Here is a 14,863-nt window from a genome sequence, read left to right on the forward strand (position 1 = left end):
GCGCCCAAGAGGTCAAGCAGGTGCTTGACGAAGCGTGTAATCCTTGACCCTTTCGACCTGACCCGTTATCCTCCCTGAACAGTTATCTGTCAGGGAGGTTTTTATTATGCGTAAAGCCGTTATTCTCTATAGCTCAGGTCTTGATTCCACCACCTGTCTGGCCATTGCCCAGGATCAGGGGTTTACCCCCTATGCCATCAGCTTTGATTATGGTCAGCGCCACCGTCATGAGCTTGATCTGGCCCGCGCCAATGCAAAGAAGCTGGGGGCGGTTGAGCATCTGGTGGTTGCCTTTGATCTGCGCCAGGTGGGAGGCAGCGCATTAACCAGTGAAATTGAGGTGCCTAAAGAAGGGGTAGGGCACGATATCCCGGTTACCTATGTGCCAGCCCGTAATACCATCTTTCTTTCTTTTGCCCTGGGTTGGGCTGAGGTTTTAGGCGCCTACGATATCTTCATCGGCGTGAACGCCCTGGACTATTCTGGCTACCCTGATTGTCGTCCCGAGTATATTGATGCCTACCAGCGGATGGCCAACCTGGCGACGAAGGCCGGGGTAGAGGGGACCGGGCAGTTCACTATTCATACTCCGTTAATTAATCTGACCAAGGCAGAGATTATCAGGCAAGGCACTGCACTGGGGGTTGATTACAGCCAGACCCACTCCTGCTACGACCCAACCCCGGAAGGACTCTCTTGTGGTGTCTGTGATTCCTGTCGTCTACGCCTCAAAGGATTTAGCGAGGCTGGCTTAAACGACCCGTTACGCTATGTCTGAAAAATAGTTTTTTTATTTGTGAGTATTCTCTCATTTTAATCCCGCAACAATAACCGTAAAAACAGTATGTTTCGTAATATTGGAATATATGTATCATGACATTAAGGATCAAGTTGGTCTTTTTGTGCTTGATTTTTAAAAAAGTCCGAGTACACTCCTTCATGGCGGCACAATGACCGCCTGACTACCCATAAGGAGGAAGCATGGACATCGTCGCCCTCAGCCGACTGCAGTTCGCAGTCACCACCATGTTCCACTTCATCTTCGTCCCGCTTACGTTAGGTCTTTCTGTTTTAACTGCCTGGTTTGAAACCAGATATGTGCAGACTGGTGACGAAACCTACCTGCGGATGACCAAGTTCTGGGGAAAGTTGTTCCTGATTAACTTTGCCCTGGGTGTGGTCACCGGTATTACTCAAGAGTTCCAGTTTGGTATGAACTGGGCCGAATACTCCCGCTATGTGGGTGATATCTTTGGAGCGCCATTGGCCATTGAGGCAACTGCCGCTTTTTTCCTTGAGTCGGTTTTTATCGGCGTCTGGATCTTTGGTTGGGATAAACTTTCCAAGAAAGCTCACGCCACCACCATTTGGTTAGCAGCCTTCGGTACGAACCTTTCCGCTCTCTGGATTCTGATAGCCAACGGCTGGATGCAGAAGCCGGTTGGGTTTGTACTGCGTAATGGTCGTGCTGAAATGAATGACTTTGCGGCCGTGGTGTTTAACCCTTACGCCTGGTTCAAGTTTCTGCATACAGTTACCTCGGGCTATGTGCTGGCAGGTTTTTTTGTGATGGGGATTGCTGCCTGGCATCTGCTAAAGAAAAATGAAGTCCCGTTTTTTGTCTGTTCCTTTAAAAATGCTGCTGTATTTGCCTTTGTTTCCAGCCTTGCCGTGGCGGTTACCGGTGACTTTCATGCGGTGGAAATTGCCAAGGTGCAACCGACTAAGTTTGCTGCCATGGAATCGGTTTGGGAAACTCAGAAAGGTGCCCCAATGCACCTGATGTTATGGCCTGATGAGGCTAACGAGCGTAATGCCGTTGCCACCGCCTCAGTGCCTGGCGCACTCAGTTTCCTCGCCTTCCATGATACCAATGCAGAGGTCAAGGGGCTGAAAGATTTTCCCAAAGACGAACGGCCTCCGGTTTTGCCTGTTTTCTTGAGTTTCCGGATTATGGCCGGACTTGGCGCACTGATTGCCGGCCTGGCCTTCCTGGCGGTGATCATGCCGCGCTGGAGCCGCTTTGTTGATTTCAAGATCTTCCTGTTTATCATGGTTGCAGCAATTCCACTTCCCTACCTTGCCATACAGCTAGGGTGGTTGGTCGCTGAGCTGGGACGTCAACCCTGGGCTGTCTATGGTGTCATGAAAACTGCAGTCGGTGTATCAAAATCAGTAACCTCCTTGCAGGTATTGGGATCACTGATTGGTTATACCGCCCTGTATGGCCTATTGGGTGCCATTGATATCTATCTGCTGGTCAAATACGCAAAATTAGGACCAGAAAAAAGTCATTCCGGCATGATTCCGGCAAAGGAGGTAGCGTAATATGGAAATGCTACAAATTACCTGGTTCGTGCTCTGGGCAGTGCTTTGGTCTGTCTACTTCATGCTGGATGGCTTCGTGTTTGGCATTGGTTTTCTTTCCGGCTTCATTGCCAAGAATGATACTGAAAAGCGGGTTCTGATCAATTCGATCGGACCGGTTTGGGACGGTAACGAGGTCTGGTTGTTGACCGCTGGTGGGGCCACCTTTGCGGCCTTTCCAACCACCTATGCGCTGATGTTCAGCTATCTCTACACAGCCCTGTTGTTGCTGCTGTTCTCATTGATTGTTCGTGGCGTTTCCTTTGAGTTCCGTGGCAAAATTGACAGCCCCCTCTGGAAGAGCAGTTGGGATACCGCCATCATTGTTTCCAGTTTTCTGCCTGCCCTGTTGTTCGGGGTCGCCTTTGGCAACATCTTCAGCGGCCTGCCAATGGATGCAGCTGGCTATCATGGTGGTCTGATCTCACTGCTTAACCCCTACGGTATTTTAACCGGCCTGCTGTTCGTCTTCCTGTTTGCCGTGCATGGTGCCCTGTATGCCACCGTGAAGACCACCGGTGAGCTGTCGGCCCGCGCCTTTAATCTGGCTAAGCTGCTCTGGATTCCGCTGCTGCTGATCGCTGTGGTCTTCCTGGGCTACACCGCCTATGCAACCAAGCTGTATGACAACTACATGAAGGCTCCGGTTCTGTTCATTGCCCCGGCAATCGCCGTGCTGTCACTGGTTGGCGTACAAGGCTTCATGATGGTGAAGAAGCCGCTCAGCGCTTTCACCTCATCCTGTCTGACCATTGTCTTTGTGGTGGTTACCGGTGTGGCCGGCCTGTTCCCGAACCTGATTCCTTCCAGTCTTGATCCGGCCTTCAGTCTGACCATCTTCAACTCATCGTCCAGTCAGTACACCCTGGCGATTATGACGGTGGTGGCCGGTATCTTCGTGCCAACGGTCATCCTCTACAAGATCTGGGCCTATCGGGTCTTCAGGGCTCCGGTTACCGAGAAGGACGTACTGGAAAACAGCGAAGCCTACTAAGCTGCTTGAATGTTGCACACAAAAGAGCCGGCCCTGAAAAGGGTCGGCTCTTTGCGTATCAGCAGGGATGCTGCAGGCAGTTTGTCAGCGGAGGGTTACCGCTTCTCGGCAAGATCATTAAACAGGAATTGAACCCCTTCAATTTCGTTCACTATTCTTGCCGCTCTGTAGACATCCTCCAGTGAGTCAACACGACCTCTCAATATGACCTCTCCCGATATCGTGGTCACGTCAATCGCATACTTCTTCAGAACCGGGTCTTTCGATAGCGAGTCTTTTACCTTGGCGGTTACGACCGCATCATCCAGATCTGCCTGATTCTGTCTCATCATTTGGTATTGGCCGGTTCCGCATGCCGATAAGGCAGTAACCAGGCCGACACCTAGCAGGATTTTGTTCAGTATTCTTGACTTGGACATAAAGGCCTCTTTTACTATGCAGCGGATAGTTTTATTGCCTAATGCTACAAGGGACACGGGCCTAGTCCCATGCAGTCGCTAGTTGGTAGCCTCTTTCTCAAATTCATCGATATCGAGGATTGCGCGTCTTATCGCTCGATAGTCGTCAGGTGGGACATCAACAAAAGTTCCTGTTTCAGTCTCTAAGAGGCCTAGTGGCGATTTTGCAGTCAAAAGTAGGTCTACATAGCAACCATAATCTATTTTGTAAACGTCATACCTGACACCTGGTTTGTCATGCGCGGAGATGTTTCTCTTCAGCAAGTGCAATACTCTGGCATCAAACAGCTTGTCAATCAAATGATTTGATATAGTACGTTGTAAAAGGAACGCACGTGAGCGTCGGTGTGCTATTACATTGTCAATAATCCAATGAAGGAGTTGTAGTGCTCTTTGATTTGCTGATACAGCTGTTTCTTTGTCTCGTTGGTACCATGTTTTACTAGCTTTCCGAACGGTGTCTATTGAAATAGCTTTAGAAAAATCTGCCTGAGATGCCATGGACAAAATGTACAAGGCATCTCGTGGTATACCTTCAGCTGCTCTGACGAGTTCTCGAAACACATTTTCTTGAGTAAATGCAGTTCGAATTAACTCGCGTTCAGAAGTTGGTAGTTCTACCTCTATATTCTCTTCTGCAAGAGATTGAAAATGTCGAAAAATCATATTCTGGAAAAAGGCCACTGCCCGAGTTTCATCATTTTCAAAAACCATAAAATCATCCATGTTTAGATCTGCAGATGCGTCACCTCCCAACTCAATTCCGATGTAGTCTCCTCCGTCAAGAGTTAATTGAAAGCTACTTCGCTTTTCAATTGCACCTATTTTAACTGTGATACCTGGCACCGGAAATAGACTGCGCCTGAGGAGGTCAGACAAATATGGTTGCAACTCTAGAGGAATCACACTCCATTCATCCAAAACAATCCACAGTTTCACGCCATTCAGAGCTTTCATGAGGCGAGTAAAAACGTCACCAACTCGACCGAAATTGATTCTGTGAATCCGTGTGCCTGCGCGCTTCAACCGATAAGTGTCCTGCTCCTCCTGCTCACTACCTGTTTTAGAGGAGACTGAAAATGATGCTGTTTTGGGTGAAATGCTGAATCCTAAATCTTCTGATGTGGTCGTCTTTCTCAGCCCAGTTCCAGACATTTCTTCTTCAATTGGCCCAGAGACTGTGACTTCACTTATCGCTTCCGCCATTTCGTCAAGTATTGGGGCCACCTTGTTAAGATCTAGATGGGAATCATCTTTTAATGACTCATCAATCAACTCATCGTGTACGCAGACAAGTGTGTCTATTAATAGGCGTGTTGCCCGCTCCGAGAAAGGGATGATCGGATCAGAATATATGCCGCCAGTGGACCCCACCTGCCGTAAATCTATATAAACTGGGATATCTCCAGCTTCCTTCTTTTTTTCCGCTAAATAGACAAGAGCGTGCGTTTTGCCGGTACCACGTCTACCGTAAAGCACTTGGTTGTCTGTTGTGGAAAGTACGGTAAACAAAGGGCCTACATCCACAAAACTATCAACCAGTGTCTGGTGGTCGACCTTTTCGGCCCGTTTGCTGAAACTAATGAACAATTTGTTGATTTGCTGATTCATCTTTAACTCCTTTGCCAACTCGCTTATCTACAGTTTCCCGATATACGTAATCTGTTGGCGATAGTGACGTCCCTGAAACAGACAATTCTGCCTACTGTCCCCCAACGGCGTGCCTTCAGGGCGTGCAACCGCAGTCGTAACTCTGTTTCGCCATGGGTGGCATATGCCGTACAGATTGCTTCCGGTTGGAGATCGTCTTGTTATTCCAGCTTGTTATTGAAAAACTGTAAAATTTCTTTACACCCTGAAAAAACGAAAACCCCGCCTGGAGGGGCGGGGTTTAAGGTAACACGTACGGTGTGTGCTGCAGCTGTCTGGTTCGCATGGGCGATCCTTATAGTAAGTTTGTAGGTGATTGTATAAAACAGCGGCTCAGGGCTGTCTACAAAAAAAGCCGATCCAGGTACAGGATCGGCTTTTCTGTTGTGTGCGTCGCATCCGTGGAAAGGAGGAGTTATTCATCCTGCTACGGGGCGGTTCTTTGTGTAATCAGGTTGCCGCGGTTTCAGATCGCGGATGATAGCAAGGCGGCGAGGAGGTTGCGACGTAGGCGTATAATGCGATACGTCGAGGAGTAACCGACAAAGCCAACGAAGCTAGCGCCGTGATCTGGAAGTGGCGGGGCTAGGCCCCGGCCTGGACCGCCGTGATCGCTACGACATTCACAATATCCTCCACCGAACAGCCGCGGGAAAGGTCATTGACCGGCTTGGCCAGGCCCTGGATGATCGGGCCGACCGCTTCAGCACCAGCCACCCTCTCCACCAGTTTGTAGGCGATGTTGCCGGCATCCAGATCAGGGAAGATCAGCACGTTGGCCTTGCCTGCCACCGGGCTGCCCGGTGCCTTTTTCTCGCCGACCTTGGGCAGCAGGGCGGCATCAGCCTGCAGCTCGCCATCGATCTGGATATCAGGCTTGATGGTCTTGGCGATTTCGGCTGCCTTGGTGACCTTGTCCACATCGGCATGGGCCGCGCTGCCCTTGGTTGAGAAGGAGAGCATCCCCACACGGGCCTCAACATCCAGAAAGGCCTTGCAGTTGCCGGCCGTGGCAACGGCGATCTCGGCCAGGGCCTGGGCGTCCGGGTTGGGGTTTACGGCACAGTCGGCAAACAGGATGATACCGTTTTCACCGAAGGAAGGAGTCTTGGTGATCATCAGGAAGAAGGATGATACGGTCTTGATCCCGGCTGCTGGCCCCACGGTCTGGAAGGCCGCCTTCAGCACATTGCCGGTGGTGCCGGTGGCACCGGCCACTTCACCGCCTGCGTCACCGTTACGTACCATCATGCCGGCATAGTACAGGTTGTCATCGGCGGTCAGCAGTTTCTTTGCCTCTTCAGCGGTCATCCCCTTGGATTTACGCAGTTCAACAAAGTCTGCGATGTACTGGTCAAGTTTGGGTGAATCGGCCGGGTTCAGCAGCTCCACACCGGCCAGATTGATCCCCTTGGCAGCGGCTTCGGCCTGGATCTTGGCAGGGTCGCCCAGAATCACCAGCTTTGCCAGCCCTTCGGCAACAATTTTTTCAGCGGCATACAGCATCCGTTCATCGTAACTTTCCGGCAGTACCACAGTCTGCAGATTCTTCTGTGCCTTCTGCTTAATCTGGTCAACAAGATGCATTGCTCTTCCTCCCTCTTAAAAATAAAACAAGTTTTTGCTAGATACCTGAATGGGCCCTGCTCGTCAACAAAAAAAGCCGCTGAAACGCGGCTTTAGTTTGACTGAAACAGGTATAAAACCAGATTAAAATTTTACGCCCAAGGCATCGGCAACGGTATGGATATCCTTGTCGCCACGACCTGAGAGACAGACCACAATGGTCTGGTCCTTGGACATGCCGGGAGCCAGTTTGAGGGTGTGGGCAATGGCGTGGGAGGATTCCAGGGCCGGCATGATCCCCTCTTCACGGGTCAGACGCTGGAACGCCTCCAGTGCCTCGTCATCGGTGATGGAGACATACTCGGCCCGGCCGGTGTCCTTGAGCCAGGCATGTTCCGGGCCGACGCCGGGGTAGTCCAGACCGGCGGAGATGGAGTGGGCGTTGGCCACCTGCCCATGGGCATCCTGCAGCAGGTAGCTGCGCTGACCATGCAGGATACCGGGACGACCGGCACAGAGCGGTGCCGCATGGGCGCCGGAGGCGATGCCGTGGCCGGCTGCCTCGACACCGATCAGACGGACGCCGCTATCCTTTAAGAAGGGGTAGAACAGCCCCATGGCGTTACTGCCGCCGCCAACGCAGGCCACCAGGGCATCCGGCAGGCGGCCTTCGACCTTCTTGTGCTGCCTCTTGGCCTCAATGCCGATCACCGACTGAAAGTCGCGCACCATCATCGGGTAGGGGTGGGGTCCGGCTACGGTGCCGATCACATAAAAGGTGGTACGGATGTTGGTAACCCAGTCCCGCAGCGCCTCGTTCATGGCATCCTTGAGGGTGGCGGTACCGGCAGTCACCGGGTTAACCGTGGCCCCCAGCAGCTTCATCCGGAAGACGTTCAAGGCCTGACGCCGGATATCCTCGGCCCCCATGAAGACCTCGCACTGCATCCCGAACAGGGCGGCGATGGTGGCGGTGGCCACGCCGTGCTGACCGGCACCGGTCTCGGCGATCACCCGCTCCTTTTTCATCCGTTTGGCAAGCAGCCCCTGGCCGATGGTGTTGTTGACCTTGTGGGCACCGGTGTGGTTCAGGTCTTCCCGCTTCAGGTAGATCCTGGCGCCACCCAGCTGGCGGGTCAGTTTTTCGGCAAAGTAGAGCGGTGATGGCCGGCCGACATATTCCCGCAGGTAGTACTGAAACTCCTGCTTGAACTCCCTGTCGTTGCGGTAATGGGCATAGGCCTCTTCCAGTTCCTTCAGGGCGGGCATCAGTGTTTCCGGCACATAGCGTCCGCCGTGGATACCAAAGTGGCCTCGTTTATCAGGTTGTTTCATGACTAGGGACTTCCTTTGCGTTGCGGATAAACTCCCGCACTTTGTCTGCATCTTTTTTGCCGGGTGCGGATTCAACCCCGCTGGAGACATCCACCCCGTAGGGACGTACCTGGCGGATCGCCTCTGCTACATTGTCCGGGGTCAGCCCGCCTGCCAGTACGATCCGGTGACTGCGTGCCACCGCCTCACGGGCGATCTCCCAGTTAAAGCTCTTGCCGGTGCCGCCATAGAATGACGGAGAGTAGGCATCCAGCAGGCAGCCGGACATCCGGTAGTCGGCCACCGGATCAAGACAGGTCAGGGAGCGGATCCGAAAGGCCTTCATGACCCGCTGTTCGATCTTTCTGCAGTAGTCCGGTGTCTCATCACCATGCAACTGCACCAGTCCCAGTCTGCAGTTGCGGCTGACCTGGTTGACGATTTCCGGCGCCTCGTTCACGAACAGCCCCACCGCCTGTACAAAGGGGGGCAGGAGGGCGATGATCCGGGCCGCCTCTTCCGGGAAGATGTGGCGGGGGGATTCCTTGTAAAAGACAAACCCCAAGGCATCCGCTCCCGCTTCAACAGCGGTCAGGGCATCCTCGGGGCTGGTTATGCCGCAGATTTTTACACGTATCATGGCGTAATCACCCGTGTGAAAGATTAACCCCGGTCTCCCTCCGGCACGGGGAAAGACCGGGGCTGCAGGTTGTGCTTACAGAGTAACCTTTGGCAGATGCTTTAACGATTCCTGCACCATCTCCGCCGGATACTCGTAGTCTTCCAGGTTGCCGGCCAGGTAGTTGTCATAGGCGGTCATATCCATGAAGCCGTGGCCGGACAGGTTGAACAGGATGGTCCGCTCCTTGCCCTCTTCCTTGGCCAGCAGTGCCTCATCAATGGCGGCCCTGACGGCGTGGGATGATTCCGGGGCCGGTACAATCCCCTCGTTCTTGGCAAACAGCAGCGCACCTTCAAAACAGGCGGTCTGCATCAGGGAACGGGCCTCGATCAGGCCGGCTGCATAGAGCTGGGAAACCAGCGGTGACTCGCCGTGGTAGCGCAGACCACCGGCATGGATGCCGGGCGGCATGAAGTCGTGCCCCAAGGTGTACATCTTGGCAATCGGTCCCAGCTTGGCGGTGTCGCCATAGTCAAAGTCGTAGACCCCTTTGGTGAGGGTCGGGCAGGAGGCCGGCTCTACCGCCAGGCAGCGTACCTTTTTGCCATTGGCCTTTTCAGACAGGAACGGGAAGGCCAGGCCGGCGAAGTTGGAGCCGCCGCCGCAGCAGGCGATTACCACATCCGGGTAGTCACCCACCATCTTGAACTGCTCAAGGGCCTCCAGGCCGATCACGGTCTGGTGCATGCAGACATGGTTCAGCACGCTGCCCAGGGCATAGTTGGTATCACTGTGGGTAGCGGCATCCTCCACCGCTTCGGAGATGGCCAGGCCCAGACTGCCGTTGGAGTCCGGGTTTTCGGCCAGGGCCGCGCGGCCTGCCTCGGTCATTTCAGAGGGGGAGGGGTGCACCGTGGCGCCCCACAACTGCATCATGGATTTACGGTACGGCTTCTGGAAGTAGGAGACCTTGACCATGTAGACCGTGCACTCAAGCCCGAACAGGGAACAGGCCAGTGACAGGGAGCTGCCCCATTGACCGGCGCCGGTCTCGGTGGCCAGACGCTTGATCCCGGCCTGCTTGTTGTAGAAGGCCTGGGGGATAGCTGAGTTGGGCTTGTGTGAGCCGGCCGGAGAGACCCCTTCGTACTTGTAGTAGATCTTGGCCGGCGTGCCCAGCGCCTTTTCCAGACGGTGAGCCCGGAACATCGGGGATGGCCGCCACATGGTATAGATGTCGCGCACCTGCTCAGGGATATCGATCCAGCGCTGGCTGGACATCTCCTGTTCCAGAATGGCAGGCGGAAAGATGGCCAGCAGCTCTTCCGGGGTGACCGGTGCCCCGGTACGGGGGGAGATAACCGGTGCCAGTGGACCTGGCAGGTCAGGGATGATGTTGTACCACTGTTTGGGGAGTTTATCCTCAGGTAGGATAATTTTTGTTTGCATGGTTTAATAAACCTCCGTGACATCGCCCAAAAACGATAACTTTTTTGTTCTGGGTGTGGCTGTGAAGAAATGGCGCGGAGGCGTACCTTGTAGTACGCCGCACAAGCCATTTTGCATACAGACACGGCCAAAACGGAAAAGGGGCGTTTTTACTCCAAATTGTCCTCAATACGAATCAAGCGACTCTTCTCACTGATAAAGTCAAAGCTGTCGATCTCGGCCAGGGCCGTGCGAATCGCCCCTTCGCGGGCCTCGTGGGTCTTGATCACAATCGGTACGGCCTGCCCGCCGTTGTGACGGGCGGTCTGCACCATCGATTCAATGCTGATGCCGTTTTTGCCCAGCACGCCGGCAATGCCGGCCAGTACGCCGGGCTGGTCCTGGGCGGTGAAGCGCAGCATGAAGCTGGTGATGATCTCTTCCATCGGCTTGAGCGGCAGGGTGGTGATGGTGTTGTCCAGAAAGCCCAACGGCGCGGATCTGCGGTTTTGTACACCGGCAGCAATACTGCGTGAAAGGGCGACAAGGTCTCCCACAATGGCGCTGGCAGTGGGGTTCTGGCCCGCTCCGCGACCGTAGAACAGCACCGGCCCGACAAAGTCACCGGTCAGGTGGATGGCATTGAAGACGCCGTTTACATCGGCCAGAGGGTTGCGCAGCGGGATCATGGTGGGATGTACCCGCACCTCAAGTTGGTTGTCGTCGGTCAGTTTGCCGATCGCCAGCAGCTTGATCCGGTAGCCGAACTGTTCGGCAAAGCGGATGTCAATGCCGGAGATGGCGGTGATTCCCTCGGTGTGGATGGCGTTGAAGTCGATCCTGGTGCCGAAGCAGAGCGAGGCCAGCACCGCCAGTTTGTGGGCCGTGTCAACCCCCTCGATATCAAAGGTGGGGTCCGGCTCGGCATAGCCCAGCTCTTTGGCGCTCTGCAGGACGTCGTTGAAATCGGCGCCTTCCTGGGTCATGCGGGTCAGGATGTAGTTGCAGGTACCGTTCATGATGCCGAAGACCGAGCTGAAGCGGTTGCCGGACAGGTTGCCCTTGATGGCTGACAGGACCGGGATACCGCCCCCCACCGCTGCCTCAAACTGGACCTCAACCCCTTTGCGGGCGGCAGCGGCGTAGATCTCGTCACCATGCAGGGCCAGCAGGGCCTTGTTGGCGGTCACCACATGCTTGCCGGCCTCAATCGCCTTCAGTACAAAGGTCTTGGCCGGCTCATAGCCGCCGATCAGCTCAATCACGATGCTGATCTCGGGATCATTGAAGATGTCATGCACATCGGTGGTCAGCATGGCAGGGTCAACGGAAACTCCGCGATCACTGGTGATATCCAGGTCGGCAATCCGTTTCAGGATGATGCCGTTACCCACCTTCTGTTGTACCGTTTGCGCATTTTCCTGCAGCAGCCGGACCACGCCTGCACCGATATTGCCAAAGCCGATCAGGCCAACCTTGATCTCATTCATTCCGTATCACTCCGCTCCTCGTCCTTGGGGCAGGCCTCCAGTTCATCCAGGATGCCGTTCACAAAGGCGGGAGATTCCTTGTCTCCATATTTCTTGGCGATCTCGATCGCCTCGTTAATGCTGACCTTCTTGGGGATGTCCCGCTTGAACATCAGTTCATAGGCTGCCATCCGCATGATGTTCAGGTCAACCCGTGGCATGCGGGACAAGGCCCAGTTTTTTGAACGGGCCACAATGGCCTGATCAATCGCCTCGCGATGTTCCATCACACCTTGCACCAGGGCCTCGGCAAACTCCCGTGTCCGCTCCCCGGTTTCAACCCCTTCACGGAACCCCCGCAGGGTGTCCCGCAGGCTGCCCTGCAGGGTATCCTGTGCATAGAGCATCTGCAGCGCCAGTTCACGTGCTTCGCGACGAAGTCCCATCTTATTTCATCGCCTTGATCACGTTGACGGTTTCAATGGCGGTAACCGCAGCCTCAAAGCCCTTGTTGCCCGCCTTGGTGCCGGCCCGCTCCACGGCCTGCTCAATGGTGTCGGTGGTCAGCACGCCAAAGGCGATCGGCAGTCCGCTTTCCAGAGAAACCGACGCAACCCCTTTGGACACCTCGGAAGAGACATACTCGAAGTGGGGGGTGGAACCGCGGATGACCGCACCTAGGCAGATCACGGCATCATACTTCCGGGAGGCCGCCATGGTCTTGGCTGCCAGCGGGATCTCAAAGGCGCCGGGGATACGTGCCACGGTGATATCGGTTGTATTGGCGCCGTGACGCACCAGGGCATCAATCGCCCCTTCCAGCAGGCGCTCGCAGATAAAGCTGTTAAAGCGGCTGACCACAATACCAAAGGTCAGGCCTTTTGCGTCAAGATTGCCTTCAATAAACGTGGGCATGGGAGACTCCTTAATGAGTTTTCACGAGTTCATTCATCTGAAAGTTTTTTTCTATAGCATATTTTGTGGCAATGGGGATAGATTTTCATGCAGCTGCCGACGCTTAGCAGGCTGTTGAAAAACTACTACGGAGCCCGTCTACGGCGTTGCGCGGTGCTCGCTCCTTCTCCTAACTATACGTTATGTCTCAGTCGCTGTGCGCCGTGCGCCTTGTAGCCGTGCTTCCTCATAACGTTTTTCAACAGCCTGTTAGAGCAGGGCCAGCAGACGGTTGCGTGTCTCCTCGGCAATCAGGCTCTCCTCAATCGCCTCACGTACCCAGGGCTGGCGGGAACGGATCAGAACCAGCGCCACCCCTTCCGCAACCGCCGGGATGTCAGACCAGAGGGCGTTGCGCAGGGTGTGCAGCTCGTTGGGGTCTGCTGCCGCACCGCCTGCCAGCTCACGGCAGCGTCCGCAGAGCAGGGCCAGGGTATCCGGTGCAGGCTCCCGGTCCGGGGCATGGTCCCAGGGGCGCAGCTCATCCTTGCTGTCACACCATTCACAGCGGAATCCGGCCCGTTTGGCCAGCTCCTTGCCCAGCCGGTTGATCTCAGCCAGGTGTTCCTGATTGGCGTTGTATCCTTTGGCCATGGTTGCAGTTTCCTTTCAACGGCTGGTTTCTGGCCACTTCTGTAGCATAGAAACGGCAAAGGGGCCAGTGACAGATCACTAACCCCTTTGCTGCTGTTGTATGGCAGAATACCGGCCTAGCCGGCAACGACTTCCGCCACGCCAACCACGCTTTCGTCTTCGGCCTCCATGATCCCGAACTCCATCAGCAGCTCTTCCAGTTCCTCCATCTCCAGCGGGGTCGGGATAACCAGCATCTTGTTGTCGCTGATTTTCTGGGCCAGGGTCAGATACTCCTGGGCCTGGGGATGCTCCGGTGAATATTCGATCACGGTCATTCTGCGCAGCTCGGCCCGCTGGACCTGGTTGTCACGGGGCACAAAGTGGATCATCTGGGTGCCCAGCTTGCGAGCCAGGGCCGAGATCAGTTCGAACTCCTTGTCGGTCTTGCGTGCGTTGCAGATCAGCCCGGCCAGGCGTACCTTGCCTGAAGAGGCATATTTGAGGATACCCTTGGAAATGTTGTTGGCTGCGTACATAGCCATCATTTCACCTGAGGTAACGATATAGATCTCTTCAGCCTTGCCCTCGCGGATCGGCATGGCAAATCCGCCGCAGACAACGTCGCCCAGAACGTCGTAGAAGACAAAATCAAGATCATCGGTATAGGCGCCATTCTCTTCCAGGAAGTTGATGGCGGTGATGACACCGCGCCCGGCACAGCCAACGCCCGGCTCAGGGCCGCCCGACTCGACGCACTTGATGCCGCCGTATCCCTCTTTCAGTACGGCATCCAGCTCAAGATCTTCCACCGTACCCAGTTCGCGAACCAGGTCCATGACGGTGTTCTGGGCCTTGGCATGCAGGATCAGGCGGGTTGAATCCGCCTTCGGGTCGCAGCCGACGATCAGGACCTTCTTGCCCATTGATGCCAGTCCTGCCACGGTGTTCTGGGTGGTGGTGGATTTGCCGATGCCGCCTTTGCCGTAGATTGCTACCTGTCTCATAGAGGCCTCCTTTGGTTCACCGCAGTGAACAAGAGCTGTTTGAGGTAGCAGAAGAAGCCGCTGCATGGTGCTGAAGCTGCCCCATGATCCCCTGGCTTTGTGAGCTAAAGGCTCCCTTCGTTGTCTGGTGCTGCGGATTGTCTGGATAAGCCGCGTAGCCTGCATTGCTGCGTAGATGTCTCACTGCACCATCTTACACTATCCATGCCGAACGGTAGGAACTGCGTAGAGTGGTTGAAACAGGGCATCCAGCACCGTGTTGTCAGCAGTGCTGCCTTGCTTTAGCTGGTGACTATGAGTAAATTTAAGACAGCTGCCGGGTAATGTGACAGCAAACAAAGGGCAACCACCGCAACCAGCACTGTTGTAGAAAACAGTTCTAATTTGTGGTCTGCTTATGTATTATTAAAAAATAAGATTGTTGTCTCTGTGTATAATTAGAAAAACAAATACGACGGTGC

Annotated in this window: 14 protein-coding genes; 3 read left to right on the forward strand and 11 right to left on the reverse strand. The window is 54.7% G+C overall.

What is annotated here, in order from left to right; genetic code table 11:
• Positions 1–103 precede the first annotated feature (103 nt).
• The 3 genes from queC to cydB all read left to right on the forward strand — a co-directional run bounded on the left by queC (position 104) and on the right by cydB (position 3,361).
• The gene (queC, locus tag FY034_RS05065; protein ID WP_265555223.1) at positions 104–778 is read left to right on the forward strand and encodes a 7-cyano-7-deazaguanine synthase QueC; all 675 of its coding nucleotides are present in this window, start codon (positions 104–106) and stop codon (positions 776–778) included.
• A gap of 203 nt (positions 779–981) precedes the next feature.
• A complete protein-coding gene (locus FY034_RS05070; protein WP_265554242.1) occupies positions 982–2,328 on the forward strand; it encodes a cytochrome ubiquinol oxidase subunit I in 1,347 nt (448 codons plus the stop codon).
• Between the two features lies 1 nt (position 2,329).
• The gene (gene cydB / locus FY034_RS05075) at positions 2,330–3,361 is read left to right on the forward strand and encodes a cytochrome d ubiquinol oxidase subunit II (RefSeq protein ID WP_265554244.1); all 1,032 of its coding nucleotides are present in this window, start codon (positions 2,330–2,332) and stop codon (positions 3,359–3,361) included.
• Positions 3,362–3,456: 95 nt separating this feature from the next.
• On the opposite strand, the gene FY034_RS05080 is transcribed toward cydB, so the two are convergent.
• The 11 genes from FY034_RS05080 to nifH form a co-directional block, all read right to left on the reverse strand.
• On the reverse strand, positions 3,457–3,780 hold the full coding sequence (locus FY034_RS05080) for a BON domain-containing protein (protein WP_265554245.1): 324 nt from the start codon (positions 3,778–3,780) through the stop codon (positions 3,457–3,459).
• A gap of 78 nt (positions 3,781–3,858) precedes the next feature.
• Complete coding sequence (locus FY034_RS05085) at positions 3,859–5,430, reverse strand: hypothetical protein (RefSeq protein WP_265554247.1); 1,572 nt, start codon at positions 5,428–5,430, stop codon at positions 3,859–3,861.
• A gap of 624 nt (positions 5,431–6,054) precedes the next feature.
• Positions 6,055–7,056, reverse strand: coding sequence for a phosphate acetyltransferase (gene pta, locus FY034_RS05090; protein WP_265554249.1), 1,002 nt, complete (start codon positions 7,054–7,056; stop codon positions 6,055–6,057).
• Positions 7,057–7,179: 123 nt separating this feature from the next.
• A complete protein-coding gene (trpB, locus tag FY034_RS05095; RefSeq protein WP_265554251.1) occupies positions 7,180–8,370 on the reverse strand; it encodes a tryptophan synthase subunit beta in 1,191 nt (396 codons plus the stop codon).
• Positions 8,357–8,989 carry a phosphoribosylanthranilate isomerase gene (locus tag FY034_RS05100; protein WP_265554253.1) on the reverse strand — a complete coding sequence of 211 codons (633 nt, stop codon included), beginning with the start codon at positions 8,987–8,989 and terminating at the stop codon, positions 8,357–8,359. Before FY034_RS05100 ends, trpB begins: the two co-directional genes overlap by 14 nt.
• A 75-nt stretch (positions 8,990–9,064) precedes the next feature.
• Positions 9,065–10,420, reverse strand: coding sequence for a TrpB-like pyridoxal phosphate-dependent enzyme (locus FY034_RS05105; protein WP_265554254.1), 1,356 nt, complete (start codon positions 10,418–10,420; stop codon positions 9,065–9,067).
• A 149-nt stretch (positions 10,421–10,569) separates the two neighbouring features.
• Positions 10,570–11,889 carry a homoserine dehydrogenase gene (locus FY034_RS05110; protein WP_265554255.1) on the reverse strand — a complete coding sequence of 440 codons (1,320 nt, stop codon included), beginning with the start codon at positions 11,887–11,889 and terminating at the stop codon, positions 10,570–10,572.
• Positions 11,886–12,314 (reverse strand): transcription antitermination factor NusB, encoded by a 429-nt coding sequence (nusB, locus tag FY034_RS05115; protein WP_012469285.1) that lies wholly within the window; start codon positions 12,312–12,314, stop codon positions 11,886–11,888. The genes FY034_RS05110 and nusB overlap by 4 nt, the downstream gene beginning before the upstream one ends.
• A gap of 1 nt (position 12,315) precedes the next feature.
• Positions 12,316–12,783, reverse strand: coding sequence for a 6,7-dimethyl-8-ribityllumazine synthase (gene ribE / locus FY034_RS05120; RefSeq protein ID WP_265554257.1), 468 nt, complete (start codon positions 12,781–12,783; stop codon positions 12,316–12,318).
• 249 nt (positions 12,784–13,032) lie between these two features.
• Positions 13,033–13,416 carry a hypothetical protein gene (locus FY034_RS05125; RefSeq protein ID WP_265554258.1) on the reverse strand — a complete coding sequence of 128 codons (384 nt, stop codon included), beginning with the start codon at positions 13,414–13,416 and terminating at the stop codon, positions 13,033–13,035.
• 116 nt (positions 13,417–13,532) lie between these two features.
• Positions 13,533–14,402 carry a nitrogenase iron protein gene (gene nifH / locus FY034_RS05130; protein ID WP_265554259.1) on the reverse strand — a complete coding sequence of 290 codons (870 nt, stop codon included), beginning with the start codon at positions 14,400–14,402 and terminating at the stop codon, positions 13,533–13,535.
• Between the last annotated feature and the right edge of the window lie 461 nt (positions 14,403–14,863).

Source organism: Trichlorobacter lovleyi (assembly GCF_015239775.1).
GTDB lineage: Bacteria > Desulfobacterota > Desulfuromonadia > Geobacterales > Pseudopelobacteraceae > Trichlorobacter > Trichlorobacter lovleyi_B.